The 17,649-nt window shown below is 40.7% G+C and carries 14 protein-coding genes; all 14 read left to right on the plus strand.

Annotated elements, in window-relative coordinates:
* The first annotated feature begins 353 nt into the window (after positions 1–353).
* Positions 354–809, plus strand: coding sequence for a ribosome maturation factor RimP (gene rimP / locus I6F54_RS12080; protein ID WP_197141611.1), 456 nt, complete (start codon positions 354–356; stop codon positions 807–809).
* A gap of 39 nt (positions 810–848) precedes the next feature.
* On the plus strand, positions 849–2,348 hold the full coding sequence (nusA, locus tag I6F54_RS12085) for a transcription termination factor NusA (protein ID WP_197141540.1): 1,500 nt from the start codon (positions 849–851) through the stop codon (positions 2,346–2,348).
* Positions 2,349–2,373: 25 nt separating this feature from the next.
* Complete coding sequence (infB, locus tag I6F54_RS12090; RefSeq protein WP_197141542.1) at positions 2,374–5,034, plus strand: translation initiation factor IF-2; 2,661 nt, start codon at positions 2,374–2,376, stop codon at positions 5,032–5,034.
* Positions 5,035–5,190: 156 nt separating this feature from the next.
* Complete coding sequence (gene rbfA, locus I6F54_RS12095) at positions 5,191–5,676, plus strand: 30S ribosome-binding factor RbfA (RefSeq protein ID WP_007585506.1); 486 nt, start codon at positions 5,191–5,193, stop codon at positions 5,674–5,676.
* Positions 5,660–6,619: a tRNA pseudouridine(55) synthase TruB gene (gene truB / locus I6F54_RS12100; RefSeq protein WP_007585508.1), complete on the plus strand. Its 960-nt coding sequence runs from the start codon at positions 5,660–5,662 to the stop codon at positions 6,617–6,619. Before rbfA ends, truB begins: the two co-directional genes overlap by 17 nt.
* A gap of 153 nt (positions 6,620–6,772) precedes the next feature.
* Positions 6,773–7,042: a 30S ribosomal protein S15 gene (gene rpsO / locus I6F54_RS12105; protein WP_007585509.1), complete on the plus strand. Its 270-nt coding sequence runs from the start codon at positions 6,773–6,775 to the stop codon at positions 7,040–7,042.
* Positions 7,043–7,662: 620 nt separating this feature from the next.
* The gene (gene pnp, locus I6F54_RS12110) at positions 7,663–9,789 is read left to right on the plus strand and encodes a polyribonucleotide nucleotidyltransferase (RefSeq protein WP_007585511.1); all 2,127 of its coding nucleotides are present in this window, start codon (positions 7,663–7,665) and stop codon (positions 9,787–9,789) included.
* A gap of 141 nt (positions 9,790–9,930) precedes the next feature.
* Positions 9,931–10,809, plus strand: a complete 879-nt coding sequence (gene nlpI / locus I6F54_RS12115; RefSeq protein ID WP_010554683.1) for a lipoprotein NlpI — start codon at positions 9,931–9,933, stop codon at positions 10,807–10,809.
* On the plus strand, positions 10,796–11,971 hold the full coding sequence (locus I6F54_RS12120; protein ID WP_197141544.1) for a hypothetical protein: 1,176 nt from the start codon (positions 10,796–10,798) through the stop codon (positions 11,969–11,971). The genes nlpI and I6F54_RS12120 overlap by 14 nt, the downstream gene beginning before the upstream one ends.
* 215 nt (positions 11,972–12,186) lie before the next feature.
* Entirely contained in the window at positions 12,187–14,979 is a 2,793-nt protein-coding gene (locus tag I6F54_RS12125; protein ID WP_165728932.1) for a monovalent cation/H+ antiporter subunit A, read from the plus strand.
* Positions 14,979–15,332, plus strand: a complete 354-nt coding sequence (locus I6F54_RS12130; protein ID WP_010554685.1) for a Na+/H+ antiporter subunit C — start codon at positions 14,979–14,981, stop codon at positions 15,330–15,332. The genes I6F54_RS12125 and I6F54_RS12130 overlap by 1 nt, the downstream gene beginning before the upstream one ends.
* A complete protein-coding gene (locus I6F54_RS12135; protein WP_010554686.1) occupies positions 15,329–16,846 on the plus strand; it encodes a monovalent cation/H+ antiporter subunit D in 1,518 nt (505 codons plus the stop codon). Before I6F54_RS12130 ends, I6F54_RS12135 begins: the two co-directional genes overlap by 4 nt.
* Positions 16,846–17,382: a Na+/H+ antiporter subunit E gene (locus tag I6F54_RS12140; RefSeq protein WP_007585523.1), complete on the plus strand. Its 537-nt coding sequence runs from the start codon at positions 16,846–16,848 to the stop codon at positions 17,380–17,382. Before I6F54_RS12135 ends, I6F54_RS12140 begins: the two co-directional genes overlap by 1 nt.
* Positions 17,376–17,645, plus strand: coding sequence for a K+/H+ antiporter subunit F (locus I6F54_RS12145; RefSeq protein WP_007378493.1), 270 nt, complete (start codon positions 17,376–17,378; stop codon positions 17,643–17,645). Before I6F54_RS12140 ends, I6F54_RS12145 begins: the two co-directional genes overlap by 7 nt.
* The last annotated feature ends 4 nt before the right edge of the window (positions 17,646–17,649 follow it).

Here is a 17,649-nt window from a genome sequence, read left to right on the forward strand (position 1 = left end):
GATGGAGCAGTCTGGTAGCTCGTCGGGCTCATAACCCGAAGGTCGTCGGTTCAAATCCGGCTCCCGCAACCAATTCTACTAGTAGGTATTACCTTACTAATTTATATCGCGCATTCTAAGTAATGCGCGTTTTGCGTTTTAGACTATGTAGTTTAATTAGGTCAGTTTACTGACTCGCAACCAAGCTTGGCCCTAGGCCACACAGTTTTATGCTTTATTGGTGTGACGCCCCGCTTGGTTCGGGGCGTTGTTGTATCTGCACCTTGCGATTTGTGGCAATTGTCATCAAATTAAAACTTAAACTCAGTATTTTAGGGCTATAAGCCCTTTTTTTGTTTGTATGGAGGATTTTCGTGACAAAACTTGAACAAGATTTAGTAACCATGTTAACGCCTGCGGTAGAAATGTTAGGCTTTGAATTGCATGGTCTTGAATTTGTGCAAGCGGGTCGCCATTCTACCTTAAGAGTATATATTGCTCATGAGAATGGGATCTCAGTTGATAACTGTGCGGATGCAAGTCGCCAAATTAGTGCGATTTTAGACGTCGAAGACCCAATTACAAATGAATATGATTTGGAAGTATCGTCTCCTGGTGTTGATCGTCTATTATTCAAACAAGATCACTACGAGCAGGCGCAAGGAGAGGAAGTACGCGTGCGTACTAAACTTCCACAGGATGGTCGTCGTAATTTTAAAGGCGACTTAGTAGCAGTTAGCAGCGATATGATCACACTATCTAGCGATGGTGCAGAGCATCTGATCATGCTTAGTAACATCGAACGTGCGAATTTAATCGCGAAGTTTTAAATTCGAGTGCGAAGGAATAGGGCAAGCGAGGCATTACCCATGGCAAAAGAGATATTATTGGTTGCTGAAGCCGTTTCCAATGAGAAAGCGGTTCCAAAAGAAAAGATTTTTGAAGCTCTAGAGTTCGCTTTAGCGACAGCTACAAAGAAAAAACACGATGGCGAAATTGAAGTACGCGTAGCAATTGACCGTAAAACTGGTGATTACGATACGTTCCGTCGTTGGCAGATTGCCGCTGTATTAGAAGATGGTTCTTTAGAGAATCCATACAGCGAAATCACTCTAGAAGCAGCACAGGTTGAAGAACCTGATTTGCAAATGGGTGATTATGTTGAAGAGCAAATCGACTCAATCAAATTTGACCGTATTACAACACAAATGGCTAAGCAAGTTATCGTACAAAAAGTACGTGAAGCTGAGCGTGCTTTAGTTGTTGAAGCATACAAAGATCAAGTAGGTGAGTTGGTAACGGGTGTTGTTAAAAAAGCAACGCGTGACTCTATTGTTCTTGATTTAGGCAATAACGCAGAAGCAGTAATTTACCGTGATGACATGTTACCACGTGAAAACTTCCGCCCGGGTGACCGTATTCGTGGCTTTTTATATGAAGTTAAGCCTGAAGCACGCGGTGCACAATTATTTGTAACGCGCTCTAAACCTGAAATGCTAATGGAATTATTCCGCATTGAGGTGCCAGAAATTGGCGAAGAGATGATTGAATTACGTGCTGCAGCACGTGATCCAGGTTCACGCGCTAAAATTGCTGTTAAATCTAACGACAAACGCATTGACCCAATTGGTGCATGTGTTGGTATGCGTGGCGCACGAGTGCAAGCTGTATCGTCAGAACTTGGCGGTGAGCGTGTTGATATCGTACTTTACGATGACAACCCGGCACAATTTGTTATCAATGCAATGGCGCCAGCAGAAGTTGCTTCAATCGTAATGGATGAAGACACTCACTCAATGGATATCGCTGTAGAAGCAGATAACCTAGCGCAAGCAATTGGTCGTAATGGTCAAAACGTTCGTTTAGCAAGTCAGTTAACTGGCTGGGAACTAAACGTAATGACTGTTGAAGACATGCGTACTAAAAATGAAGCTGAATCTGATAAGTTACTTAACTTATTCACTGAAAATTTAGAAATTGATGATGAGTTTGCATCATTACTTATCAACGAAGGTTTCTCTACACTTGAAGAAGTGGCGTATGTACCAGCGTCTGAATTTTTAGAAATTGATGGTCTTGATGAAGAGACTGTAGATTTACTGCGTTCACGCGCAAAAGATGCATTGACTACTAAAGCACTTAAAACGGAAGAAAGCTTAGATGGCGCAGAGCCAGCTGAAGACTTACTTGCGCTTGAAGGCTTAGAACGTCACTTAGCATTTGTGATGGCAAGCAAGGGTGTTGTTACACTTGAAGACTTGGCAGAACAAGGTATTGACGAATTAGTTGATATCACAGAAGTTTCATCTGAAAAAGCGGGTGAACTGATTATGGCTGCACGAAACATTTGTTGGTTTGCAGACGAGTAATTTATTAACGGAGGTATTACACACTATGGCAGAAGTAAATGTTGAAAAACTAGCCGGCGATATAGGTACGACTGTTGATAAATTGCTACAGCAGTTTTCACAAGCAGGTATCACTAAGCAAGCAACTGATAATGTAACAGAAGCTGAAAAAGCAACGTTACTTGATCATTTAAGTAAGCATCATGGCGGTACAGGTTCAGATGGCCCTGCGCGCATGACTTTACAACGTAAGAGCAAAAGCACGCTAAGTGTGACTGGCTCTACGGGTAAAGCAAAAGATGTTCAAGTTGAAGTTCGCAAAACACGTACTTACGTGAAGAAAAGCGCAATGGAACAAGAGCAAGAGCAAGCACGCTTAGCTGCTGAAGAAAAAGTGCGCCTTGAAGAGCAGCAAAAAGCTGACCAAGAAGCCGCAGAATTAAAAGCGAAACAAGAGGCAGAACGCAAAGCGAAAGAAGACGCTGACCGTAAAGCCAAAGAAGAAGCTAAACGCAAAGCTGATGCAGAGCGTAAAGCGAAACAAAAGCAGATGACCCCAGAGCAAAGTGCTAAGTCTGAGAAAGATCGCATAGAAGCTGAGCGTCTGCAAAAAGAAGCAGAAGAGGCCGCATTGAAGAAAGCTGAAGAAGAAGCGAAACGTCAAGCAGAAGAAGCAAGAAAGCTAGCTGAAGAGAATTCAGCACGCTGGAAGAAAGAAGAAGAAGAACGTAAGAAACGCGAAGAAACAGCGGATCACCATCTTACGACTTCTACTTATGCACGTGAAGCAGAAGATGTTGCCGATGCTCGTGATGAGCAAGGTACACGCCGTGCTAAGAAAAAGAAAAAAGCGCCAGCAAAAGATAAATTTGCAGCGTCAAGAGGCCGTAACAAGTCTAAGCTAAAAGCGCCAGCATCATTACAACATGGTTTCCAAAAACCAACTGTTGATGTTAAAAATGAAGTGCGTATTAGCGAAACAATTACAGTAGCCGAGCTTGCATCACGCATGGCCGTTAAAGGCGCTGAAGTTGTTAAAACAATGATGAAAATGGGTGACATGGTTACTATTAACCAAGTGATTGACCAAGAAGCTGCACAATTAGTTGCAGAAGAAATGGGTCACAAAGTTATCATTGTTAAAGAAAACGAATTAGAGCAAACAGTACTTAATGACCGCCATGAAGATGGTAAGTCAGAGCCTCGTGCTCCAGTAGTAACTGTAATGGGTCACGTTGACCATGGTAAAACATCTACGCTAGATTACATTCGTTCTGCGAAGGTTGCTTCTGGCGAAGCCGGTGGTATTACACAGCATATTGGTGCATACCATGTTGATGTAAACGGCAATATGATTACGTTCTTAGATACTCCAGGACATGCTGCATTTACATCAATGCGTGCTCGTGGTGCTAAAGCGACTGATATCGTAATCCTAGTGGTTGCAGCAGATGATGGCGTTATGCCACAAACTAAAGAAGCGGTACAGCATGCACGTGCAGCTGGCGTTCCTTTAATCATTGCTGTAAACAAAATGGATAAAGAAGGCGCAGATCCAGATCGTGTTAAAAACGAACTTGCTGTACTAGACGTTATTCCAGAAGAATGGGGCGGCGATACGCAGTACGTTCATATCTCAGCTAAAACTGGCTTAGGTATTGACGACCTTCTTGAAGCAGTATTGAACCAATCTGAGCTTCTAGAGCTTTCTGCACCGACTGAAGGTATGGCGGCTGGTGTTGTTATTGAATCTCGTCTTGATAAAGGCCGTGGTCCAGTAGCATCAGTACTTGTTCAATCTGGTACGCTTAACCAAGGTGACATTGTATTATGTGGTCTTGAGTATGGCCGTGTTCGTGCAATGCGCGATGAAAACGGTAAAGACATTAAGTCTGCTGGTCCATCTATTCCAGTTGAGATTTTAGGTCTTTCTGGTATTCCAGCTGCGGGCGACGAAGCGACTGTAGTTAAAGATGAACGTAAAGCGCGTGAAGTTGCTTTATACCGTCAAGGTAAGTTCCGCGATGTTAAACTAGCACGTCAACAAAAAGCTAAGCTTGAAAACATGTTTACTAACATGACTGAAGGCGATGTTTCTGAAGTTAACGTGGTACTTAAAGCTGACGTTCAAGGTTCTATCGAAGCAATCTCTGATTCACTAACTAAACTTTCTACTGATGAAGTAAAAGTGAAGATTGTTGGTTCAGGTGTTGGTGGTATTACCGAAACTGATGCAACACTAGCTGCAGCGTCTAACGCAATTGTAGTTGGCTTTAACGTTCGTGCTGATGCTTCAGCTCGTAAAGTTATCGAGACTGAAAACTTAGACCTACGTTACTACAGCGTAATTTATGCCTTGATTGACGAAGTTAAACAAGCAATGTCAGGTATGTTAGCGCCAGAGTTTAAACAAGAAATCATTGGTCTTGCTCAAGTTCGTGACGTATTCAAGTCTCCAAAAATTGGCGCAATCGCTGGTTGTATGGTTACTGAAGGTGTTATTAAACGTAGCGCTCCAATCCGTGTACTACGTGAAAACGTTGTTATCTATGAAGGTGAACTTGAGTCACTTCGTCGCTTTAAAGACGATGTTGCTGATGTTCGTAACGGCATGGAATGTGGTATCGGCGTTAAGAACTACAATGACGTACGTGTTGGTGACCAAATCGAAGTATTCGAAACAGTTGAAGTACAACGTACTCTATAATTGTTACTAGGGAGTATTGAACGCTCAGGTTAACGCCGGACGTTCTACACACCCTACGCTAAGATTTTAAATGGGGGCTTAGCCCCCATTTGCATATCCATTATTTAGTTAACTTATTATTTAATTTCAATAAGTTATTATTTTAGGACAAGTATAATGAGAGAATTTTCTCGCACTGATCGTGTTGCACAGCAAATCCAAAAAGAGATTGCTGTAATTTTACAACGCGAAATTAAAGATCCACGCTTAGGTATGGTGACAGTGTCAGCGGTAGAAGTATCGCGCGATTTATCTTATGCCAAAATTTTCATTACTGTGTTTAACACACAAGATGAAGACGCAGCAAAGCAAAGCGCAAAAGTACTTAATGAAGCAACGGGCTATATTCGCTCGTTACTTGGTAAGCGTATCCGTGCACGTATAATGCCTGAGTTAAAGTTTGTAGTTGATAACTCATTAATGGAAGGTATGCGTATTTCTAACTTAGTGGATTCTATTATCCGCGAAGATAACGCAAAGCATGTAGATGAAGACGTAGAAAGTGTTGATGCTGCTGATGTTTCAGATAGCGAAGAAGGTACTGATCACGTAGACGATACAGATAGCGAAGAAGGCACTGATACAGATGGCAAAGCGCAGTAAAGGCCGTGCAGTTGACGGTATTTTGTTGTTAAACAAACCTGAAGGCATTTCATCAAATAAAGCATTACAGCAAGCAAAAAGTGTTTATTTTGCGCAAAAAGCTGGACACACAGGTGCTTTAGATCCACTTGCCACAGGTATGCTGCCAATTTGTTTTGGTGAAGCGACTAAGTTTACGCAGTTTTTACTCGATACAGATAAAACCTATATCGTTCGAGCACAACTGGGTGAGCGTACAACAACATCAGATTCTGATGGCGAAATTGTTAGCACTAAAGATGTGAACGTTACGCGTGAACAGCTAACAAAAGAAATAGCTGCTTTTGTTGGTGAGTCTGAACAATATCCGTCAATGTACTCAGCTCTTAAGTACCAAGGTAGACCGTTATATAAGTACGCGCGCGAAGGTATTGAAGTTCCTCGTAAATGCAGAAAAATAAACGTGTTTAGCTTATCGTTTGACGAATTTGATGAACAAAGCAACGTATTACAAATGACGGCCCATGTATCTAAAGGGACCTACATTCGTACAATCGTTGATGATTTAGGCGAAAACCTAGGCTGTGGCGCACACGTTATTATGCTCCACAGAACCGCTGTTGGTCAGTATCCGGCAGATAAAATGGTCTCGCTTGATGAGATTGAAGCGTTGCTTGCTAAAGCGAAAGAAGAAGAGCTTGCGCCTTCAACTTATTTAGACTCGCTATTGCTACCAATTGATACTGCTTTAACTGATTTACCCGTTGTTGAAATTACAAAAGAACAAGGGGGGATTTTTAGTCACGGGCAAGCTGTAGAATTATCAATCGCTTTACCTGATGGTGCAATTAAAGTTGTTGCGGATAATATATTTATTGGTACTGGTGAGCGCAACTCAAACGGTCATTTAAAGGTTAAACGTGGTCTTGCTAGTCAGCAAGACGATTACGTAAAGCCTGAATAAGCAACTAATGTGCCTAACGGTGGCTTATTAGTTGTAGTTGGGGATAATTAGCTTGTAGTTATTCCTACAGTTGGTAGAATACGCCCGCTTAATCGTTTTGGCTGAATTAGTGATCGGCTAAGACACCTTTTAAATTTAATTTTTGGAGTTACTATGTCACTAAGCAATCAAGAAAAAATCGATATCATTGCTAAATTTGCACGTGCAGAAGGCGATACAGGTTCATCAGAAGTACAAGTAGCATTACTTACTTTTGACATCAACAAGCTTCAAGGTCACTTTGCTGATCACAAGCATGACTTCCACTCACGTCGTGGTCTGCTTCGTAAAGTAAGCACTCGCCGTAAACTACTTGATTACCTTAAAGGTAAAGACATCACTAGTTATACTGCGTTAATCAAAGAACTTGGCCTACGTCGCTAAGAACTAGATTATAGAAAAAGGAGCTTTTTAGCTCCTTTTTTTGTGCCTAAAATTTGTGTTTCCAAATTAAGAAAATTCTTAAACCTATTGAATTATAATATAAAACCCCCATTTCATAGACTACCAATAGCTGTTGTATTTACCCGCTAATTAGCCCAGTTTAAATCTAGTAGCGAGTGTGTGTTGACCTTTCGTGATTAATTTTGCAGCTGTATGTTTGGTCTTTAGGCAAGGCAGCGCCTATGTAGTGTGGTTATTCCCCATAAATAGGCGATAACGCAGCATAAATGCCAAACATGCGCTGCCCTGCGGGTTCATCCTAGGGGCGATTAACTCTTTGTTGCTCGATTTTTACTTAGCCCACTAGGTTACAAATCTCGCGCCGTGATTAAATCGACCCTAGATTGAACAAATTTCAATCCACAAAGATCAACACACCCTAGACTCGCATTTTGAAGCAGCTTTGGTATATACTATGCGCGTAGGTAAAAAGGTTTATCTACGCTTATTCACATCATTGCCAATTGTAGTACTTAATTGATTTCCAACTGAATACAATTATGTACTGTAATTGGTACTTTGATGACAACTTATTAGAATACATTTAAGGAATATTTTAAGTGCAAGCAATTATTAAAGAATTCAAACTAGGTCAACATACAGTGACTCTAGAAACTGGTGCAATCGCTCGTCAAGCAGACGGCGCTGTACTTGCAAGCATTGGCGACACTTCAGTTTTAGTAACTGTTGTTGGTAAGCGTGAAGCACAACCTGGCCAAGACTTTTTCCCACTAACAGTTAACTACCAAGAGCGTATGTATGCTGCTGGTCGTATCCCAGGTGGTTTCTTAAAGCGTGAAGGTCGTCCTAACGATGGCGAAACACTTATTGCACGTCTTATTGACCGTCCAATTCGTCCACTTTTCCCAAGCGGTTTTGTAAACGAAGTACAAGTTATTGCTACTGTTGTTTCTGTTAACCCTGAAATCCAACCTGATATGGTTGCGATGATTGGTACTTCAGCAGCACTTGCTATCTCTGGTATCCCGTTCAGTGGTCCAATTGGTGCATCTCGCGTTGGTTACATCAACGGCGAATATGTACTTAACCCTACATTAAAAGAGCTTGAAGAAAGCCAACTTGATTTAGTGGTAGCCGGTACTGATAAAGCGGTACTTATGGTTGAATCAGAAGCTAACGTACTTGCAGAAGACGTAATGCTTGGCGCTGTTGTATATGGTCATGAGCAATCTCAAGCGATCATCACTGCAATCGAAGAATTTAAAGCAGAAGCAGGCAAGCCTACTTGGGATTGGACTGCACCAGCTAAAAACGTTGCACTAGAAGATAAAGTTGCAGCAATTGCTGCTGATAAAGTAGGCGCAGCTTACTTAATCACTGATAAAGTAGCGCGTAAAGAAGCACTTGGCGTAGCTAAAGATGAAGTTGTTGCAGTGTTAACAGCTGAACTTGCTGAAGGCGAGTCTTTAGATAAGCAAGAAATTGGTAAAATCTTCGGTTCACTTGAGAAGAAAATCGTTCGTGGCCGTATCGCTTCTGGCGAAAAACGTATCGATGGTCGTGAACCAGATATGATTCGTGCACTAGATGTAATGACTGGCGTATTACCGCGTACTCACGGTTCTGCTATCTTTACTCGTGGCGAAACTCAAGCGTTAGTAACAGCTACACTTGGTACAGAACGTGATTCACAGTTAATCGACGATTTAACGGGTACTCATAAAAACCACTTTATGCTTAACTACAACTTCCCTCCATTCTGTGTAGGTGAAACTGGTTTTGTTGGTTCTCCTAAGCGTCGTGAAATCGGCCATGGTAACCTTGCTAAGCGTGGTATTGCTGCTGTAATGCCAACATTGACTGAATTCCCATATTCAATCCGTGTAGTATCTGAAATCACTGAATCAAACGGTTCATCTTCAATGGCTTCTGTATGTGGTACTTCACTTGCACTTATGAATGCCGGTGTACCAATTAAAGCGTCTGTTGCTGGTATTGCGATGGGTCTAGTTAAAGAAGACGATAAATTCGTTGTTCTTTCTGACATCTTAGGTGATGAAGATCACTTAGGTGACATGGACTTTAAAGTTGCTGGTACAGCTGCAGGTATCACTGCACTTCAAATGGATATCAAAATCGAAGGTATCACTCAAGAAATCATGCAAATTGCGCTTAAACAAGCAAAAGCTGCACGTTTACATATCTTAGAAGTGATGGACGAAGCAATTTCTGCTCCTTCTGAAGAGCTATCAATGTTTGCTCCTCGCATATACACAATGAAAATCCCACAGAAGAAAATCGCTGAAGTTATCGGTAAAGGTGGCGCAACTATTCGTCAGCTTACTGAAGAAACTGGTACAACGATTGAAATCGGTGACGACGGTACGATTAAAATTGCCGCTACAGATGGCGAAAGTGCAGCTAATGCAATTAGCCGTATTGAGCAATTAACAGCTGAACTTGAAGTAGGTACTATCTACGAAGGTAAAGTTGTACGTATTGTTGATTTCGGTGCGTTTGTAAACATTCTTCCTGGTAAAGATGGTCTAGTACATATTTCTCAAATTAGTACTGAGCGCGTTAATAACGTGGCTGATCACCTTTCTGAAGGTCAAGAAGTTAAAGTTAAAGTACTAGAAGTAGATCGCCAAGGCCGTGTACGTCTAAGTATTAAAGAAGCAATGGAATCAGCAGCACCTGCAGCTGACGCGCCAACTGACGCGTAATTGTTAACTTATTAATCTAGTTATATTAGCTAGATGATAAAAAAGGGGCTGTTTAGCCCCTTTTTTTATGCTTTAATGAAACCTTATTGGACAAGGTCTGTCTTATATTAATCGCGATATATCTTGGTATTAAGGATTTTAATGATACTCAAACATTTAGCTTTGGCATCTTTTGCTATTTTGTCTTTAAGCGCTTGCCAAACTACAACAGAATCAGAACCAACCCCGATTGTTAATGTGCCATTTACTGCACCTTTAGCCTCTGACTTTAGAAGTGAAATTGCTATTGCACGCTACTCAGAGTTATTGAATAGGGCTGACTTAAGCGAAGAGCAACAAGCTAAGCTTTATTACGACCGTGGTGTACTTTTCGATAGTCTAGGTATGACCACTCTTTCGCGTATTGATTTTAACCGCGCAGTAAAACTTAAGCCTGATTTAGCTGAAGTGTATAATTTTTTAGGTATTCAACATACGCTTATGCAGCAGTACGAAAAAGCCTATGAGTTTTTCGATTCAGCTCTAGAACTTGATGAAGAGCATGAATACGCCTATTTAAATCGAGGAATTGCACTGTATTACGGCGATAGAGCTGGCCTTGCTAAAAATGACTTTAATGAGTTTTTAGCCCGTTCTCCTAACGATCCGTACCGTGTTTTATGGGTTTATTTAGCCCAGGCACAAGAGGATAAAGTAATCGCACTTGATGCCCTTAAACAAAATGCGACTGCGCTTGATGATTCACAATGGGCGTATCAGTTAATTTCTCTTTATACGGGCGATATGAGTGAACATGCATTTTTATCAGGCATTAGTGATGGTGTTAGAACTGAGCAAGAATATGCGCAACGTTTATGTGAAGCTTATTTTTACTTAGCCAAAATGCATCAAGCAGCGGGTGAGCTGTACTTAGCATCAGACTATTTTAGGCTTGCGCTAGCAACCAATGTACATGAGTTTATTGAGTACAAATATGCGCGTTTAGAACTTGAGTTGATGGAAGGTGTTGACGCAAGTTAAGCGTTTTAAATTAATAGGTGTATTACTATGTTGTTTGTTAATTACAGGCTCGAGTAATTACCTTGGCGCTATTGGCTTTTGGCATGTTTTAAATACAAAAGCCAATGTTCTACAAAGTTATTGGAATTCACCAGCTTATTTTTCTGATCACCTAGAGCAGTTACCAAAGACCTCTTTAGCTATACTTGCTCGCAGTAAAATTTCCTCAGCACAATATATGTATTCTCTTAAGCTTATTAAAAGCAGTCAGAGTGATACTGCAAAACAATTTTGGCTCTCCGCTATAAATGACTTAACAATCCCAGAGCGTAAAATATTAGCAACAAAGTTACTTGAGCAATCACGTTGGAGCGATTTAGAGTTACTCGCTAGTAAAAACAAATTACCAGCAGGGGATGTACTAAATCATCTAAAACTTCAGTTAAAAATACCACAGAGTAAAATATCTACCGCGTTTATCCACGATCTCGGTTTTTCATCTTTAAGAAATATAAGCAAACCTAATAAGCAATGTATGTTTAACGTGCTGACTATGAGCGATCATCGCAGTGGCTTATATAAACTTACAGAGTTTATTAATGCTTATAATAAACAACCAGAGCCCCGTGAAAATATTTTTTGCTTTTCAAAACCCGTTTACGTTGCGGGTATGCTTGAGTGTAAAAGTAGTACTAGTCAAATAGCAAAGTGTGACTGGCAATCATCTAAACTTAATAGCCAGCTTCCTAACAATTTTGATTTTATAGTGATGATGCCTAAAGATGGAACGGCTAATGTCACGAAGGGAACAATGCTAATAAACTCAAAAGCAAAATACAGTATATTTTTGCATGAGCTGATGCATTTTAACGGTTTTGAAGATGAATACGCTTTGCCTAAAATTAAGCAAGCATGGTTGTGTGCAAAAACGGGTTTTGTTGCACCTAATTTATTTATTTCTCATGGTGAGTCACCGCCAACAGGTTGGCATAAAGCAAAGAGTTGCCAGGTAGGAGGTATTGCTTATAAACCTAGTGAAAATTGGTCTATTATGCAATATCAGCAGTTAGGGCTCTCAGCGCAGTATAGACAACTTTGGTTGAAACATTTAGATATGACCAATGGTAACTTTCATCGTCACCCTGGCGCGCTTACATTTGCAAATAAGGCCATATTAAATTAACAATTATCAGTATTAATTAATTGTTTTTTTAGGCTTAATAAATTGTTAGTTCTTGTTTAAAAAACACCCATACAGAACCGCTTTTTATAGACAAAATCAGTGTTTTTCAGTATAACTATAGTCATTAATGTCGTTTAAAAACAGGCAGTAAAAGCATCACTTAGTATTAAAAAGAGATGCCCTAATAAACTTATGATAATAAAAGGCCCTACATTATGACTTTGCTCTGGATACCCTTGTTATCCTTAATTGGCAGTGTTATTTCTGCATGCACAGGTAAGTTATCCCGCAATTTAAGCACTAGTTTAACGGCTCTTGCGCCTTTGACGGCTTTGGGGATTACTCTATACCATGCACCTGCCGTTTTAGCGGGCGAAACCATTCGTTATTCTTTAGCTTGGATCCCGTCAATAGGACTCGATTTGTCTCTGCGGTTAGACGGCCTCAGTTTATTGTTTATGTTTATGATTTTAGGCATAGGCTTGCTCGTTATCCTCTACACCCGTTACTACCTAAGCGCTAATGACTCAATGGCTAAGCTATATAGTTACTTAATGCTATTTATGACTGCAATGCTTGGTATTGTTATGTCTAACAACGTCATTCAACTGTGGTTGTTTTGGGAATTAACGAGCATCAGCTCATTTTTATTAATTAGTTTTTGGTGGCATAAATCAGAAGCGCGAAAAGGCGCACGTATGGCGCTTGCTGTAACAGGCGCGGGCGGCTTAGCGTTACTTGCTGGATTGATGCTATTAGGTGATATTGTTGGTAGTTACGACCTAGATGTTATTCTAGCGAGTAAAGCAATAATTCAATCTCATGATTTATACGAAGTAGCATTGGTATTGGTGCTACTGGGTGCGTTTACTAAATCGGCACAATTTCCATTTCACTTTTGGCTTCCTCATGCAATGGCAGCGCCTACGCCAGTAAGCGCGTATTTACATTCTGCGACGATGGTAAAAGCCGGTATATTTTTGTTAGCACGTTTTCATCCTGCTTTAGCCGGCACCGATACTTGGTTCTTGCTCGTTGGGTTAACGGGTTTAGCTACGCTGTTGTTTGGCGCTTATATAGCACTATTCAAACACGACTTAAAAGGCTTGTTAGCCTATTCAACAATAAGCCATTTGGGTTTAATAACGCTATTACTCGGACTTGATACTGAACTTGCGACTGTTGCTGCTATTTTTCACATAATTAACCATGCGACGTTTAAAGCGTCGTTATTTATGGCCGTTGGTATTATTGATCACGAAACGGGCACGCGCGATATGCGTAAATTAAATGGTATGTGGCGATACTTACCATACACTGCAACGCTTGCGATGGTCGCGGCGGCTGCAATGGCAGGAGTTCCTTTACTAAATGGCTTCTTGTCTAAAGAAATGTTTTTTGCAGAAACGCTGCATCAGCAAGTGCTTGGTTCTATGTCGTGGTTAATTCCAGTACTGGCAACTGTTGCAGGTGCATTAGCTGTTGCGTACTCAGCACGCTTTATTCATGACGTGTTTTTTAATGGTGAACCAATTGATTTACCTCGTACGCCGCATGAGCCACCGCGCTATATGCGTGTACCAATAGAAATACTTGTTGTGATTTGTTTGTTAGTGGGTATGTTCCCGCACTTTACAATTGATGGCATTTTATCTGCGGCGTCTTTAGCTGTACTTGGAAAAGAAATGCCTGTTTACGAATTAGCTATCTGGCATGGGTTTAACTTGCCTCTACTAATGAGTGCGATGGCGATTGCTGGCGGCTTATTTATTTATATTAATCGTAAATATCTATTTCAATTTCAAGCATCACTACCACCTCTAAACGCTAAAAAAACGTTTGAACGTGTAATCTTAAATATTGTTGCTTGGTGTCAGTCAAAAGTAAACAGTACAGAAAATGGATCGCTGCAGCGCTACCTTGTAATTATGTTAGCGGTAGTATTACTGTGTGCAGGTTGGCCGTTATTTGAAATGCAACAACTTGCCGGAAGCATGCCACTTACCCCTGTTGATGTGCACAATGCAATTGGTGCAGGCTTATTGATTATTGGTGCTCTTGCCACCGTTATTTGGCATCGCTCTCGAATGGTATCGCTATTAATGCTCTCAATTGTAGGATTAATGGTGTCGGTTGTATTTACACGCTTTTCTGCTCCAGATTTAGCGCTTACGCAGCTAACCGTTGAGGTTGTTACTATTATTTTACTTATGTTGGCATTGTTTTTCTTGCCGCAGCATACGCCAAAAGAATCAAGTTCATTACGCGTACTTCGAGACTTAGCAATAGCCTCTACGTTAGGTGTAGTGATAGCGAGTATTTGTTACGCATTACTTACACGTCCATTAGATTCAATCTCAGACTTCTTTATTGCTAACGCTAAAATAGGTGGCGGTGGTACCAACGTGGTTAACGTTATTTTGGTCGACTTTAGGGGCTTTGATACGCTTGGAGAAATTACCGTATTAGGTATTGCCGCATTAGGTATATTTAAAGTACTTTCTCGAATTCCATTATTTATGCCAGCAAGCGACAGCGAAGGGCGCCCATGGGCTAAAGAACGTCATCCAATATTACTGGCGAGTATTTCACAAAGTTTATTACCGCTTGCGTTATTAGTTTCTGCATATATTTTCCTACGTGGACATAACTTACCTGGTGGTGGCTTTATTGCAGGACTGGTAACGTCAATCGCGTTTATTTTGCAATACATGGCGCATGGTACAGCATGGATAAACGAACGCTTTGATGTTAATTATCGCAAAATTATAGCCTCAGGCATCGGTATTTCTTTGTTTACAGGTGTGGGTAGTTGGTTCTTCGATAAGCCATTTTTAACAACTTGGTTTGACTACTTTGATATTCCGTTTGTCGGTAAAACAGAGCTTGCCAGCGCGATTGCATTTGACCTAGGTGTTTACTTAACTGTTGTAGGCGCTACGTTAATGATTTTAGCAAGCTTAGGTAATATGACAGCAGATACCCAGAAAAAAGAGGTAAATATTTAATGGAATTATTGTACGCATCTTGCGTTGGAGTATTGGTCAGTTGCGGTGTGTTTTTACTGCTGAGAGCTCGTACATTCCCTGTAGTACTTGGGCTTACTATGATTTCATACGCTGTTAATTTATTTTTGTTTTCAGCAGGTCGCCTTACTATTAATAAAGCGGTAGTACTTGGTACTGGCACAGAATACGCCGATCCTCTACCTCAAGCATTAGTACTAACTGCAATAGTGATTGGTTTTGCGATGACCGCATTTGTGGTTATTTTGGCAATACGTGGGCGCGCCGATTTAGGTAGTGACCATGTTGATGGTTATGTGCCTAACACCTCTGCAGATAATAAGGAGCAAAAATGATCCAACATTTAGCTTCGCTACCTATTTTATTACCTATGTTGACGGCAGTTATTTTATTGCTGCCGCCATGTGGTAAAAGCGTCAAAATTCGCCGCTTAGTTTCAATTGTAATGGCAATAGCTACTTTTGCCATTAGTGTGCTTTTACTTGTACATATTAATAATACAGGTATTAATGTTTACGCTATTGGTAGTTGGTCTGCACCATTTGGGATAGTCTTAGTCGCTGACATGTTATCTACCTTATTGGTTACGTTAACTTCACTTTTAGGTTTGGGCGCTATTTTATATGGTAGTGCTGGCGATGATGAAAAGGGCAGCTTTTATCATCCACTTGTTCATTTTTTAATATTGGGTGTAAATGGCGCGTTTTTAACTGGCGATTTATTTAACCTATTTGTATTTTTTGAAGTGTTACTGATTGCATCATATGCACTGTTAATGCACGCAGGTGATAAACAAAACACTCGTGCGGCACTGCAATATGTAATATTAAATTTAGTTGGCTCAAGCGTATTTTTAATCGGTTTGGGTATTTTGTACGGTGTACTTGGTACGCTTAATATTGCAGATATGGCGCAAAAAGTATCACAGCTTTCGGGCGATGATGTATACCTAGCAAAAGCAGGTGGTTTATTACTATTAATTGTATTTGCTTTAAAGGCCGCACTATTACCTCTGCATTTATGGCTTCCAAATACGTATTCAAGCGCTAAACCTGTGGTTGCTGCATTGTTTGCGATTATGACCAAAGTAGGCGTTTACGCCATGCTTCGTGTTTACACGGTGATATTTGGCGAACAAGCAGGAGCGCTTGAACATATGGCGCAGCCTTGGCTTTGGGGCTTAGCAATTGCCACCATTATAGTGGGTGCCATTGGCGTTATGGCAGCGCAAGACTTACGTAAACTCACCTCTAACTTAGTATTAGTATCGGTAGGTACGTTGGTTGCGCTAATTGCATTGCAAAATGTAAATGCCACTGCTGCACTTTTATATTATTTAGTGCATTCAACACTTGTTAGTGCCGCACTGTTTTTACTAGCAGACTTAGTTTCAATCCAGCGCGGTAAAGTTGGTGATAGGCTAGTAGCGGGTCGCTCTGTTAAACAACCATTTTTATTAGGTGTGTGCTTTATTGTTGCGGCTTTAACTGTAGTTGGTATGCCGCCACTATCAGGCTTTGTAGGTAAAATTTGGATACTTAAAGCCACATTAAATAGTGAGCAAGCTTTACTATTTTGGCCTGTATATTTAGTAACAAGCTTCGCGTTGTTGGTAGCGCTTTCGCGTGCTGGCACGACCTTGTTTTGGGAGCATAAAAGTAAAAATAGCGAAAACGCAGATTGTGCAAATGCACACCCGTTGCAGGTAATTGTAATTATAGGTTTACTTGCGTGTTCGCCATTGCTCGTTATTTTTGGCGGACCAATAAGTGAATACATGCTAGGTGCTGCTACTCAGTTACATGATATAAGCGGCGGTATTAATGCTGTACTTAAAGGAGGCATGTGATGAGATTACAAGCCCGTTTTCGTTGGTTACCAACGCCATTTCGTAGCTTATTTTTGTTTATGGTTTGGCTATTGTTAAATAATAGCGTGTCGGTAGGGCACTTAGTATTAGCGACTATTTTTGCAATACTTATCCCGATATTAAGTTTTTCGCTTCGCGAGCCTCAGCCACTAATTTTAAAGCCGGGCTTGGCTCTTAAGCAGTTGCTTATTGTGCTGTACGATATTGTCGTAGCAAATTTACAAGTGGCTTTACTTATACTTGGGCCATCTAAAAATTTGCGTCCGGCATTTATAAAAGTACCGATAGATTTAACTCATGATATGCCAATTACCATATTGGCCAGTAGTGTATCGCTTACACCCGGTACAGTGAGTGCAGAGGTTTACCCAATTGCTGAATCGTTACCTGAGGGTGAAGAGCCAACACAACGCTACTTATTAATACATGTGCTTGACCTTAAAGATGAAGAAGCACTTATCAAACAAATAAAACAACGCTACGAAGCTCCACTAAAGGAGATATTTCAATGTTAGACACCGTATTACTCATTGTTTTTTCGATGATTGGCTTATCATTATTGCTTAATTTATGGCGATTGATCATTGGTCCATCAGTGCCTGATCGTGTTTTAGCGCTCGATACAATGTACATTAACGTCATTGCACTGATTATTTTATATAGCATTAGTATGGATACAGGGCTTTATTTTGAAGCTGCACTGCTTATTGCCATGCTAGGTTTCATAAGTACAGTTGCAGTGTGTAAGTATTTACTACGTGGCGATATAATTGAATAAGGTG

Origin of the sequence: Pseudoalteromonas sp. SWXJZ10B, assembly GCF_015864475.1 — a bacterium.
Classification (GTDB): Bacteria; Pseudomonadota; Gammaproteobacteria; order Enterobacterales; family Alteromonadaceae; genus Pseudoalteromonas; species Pseudoalteromonas arctica.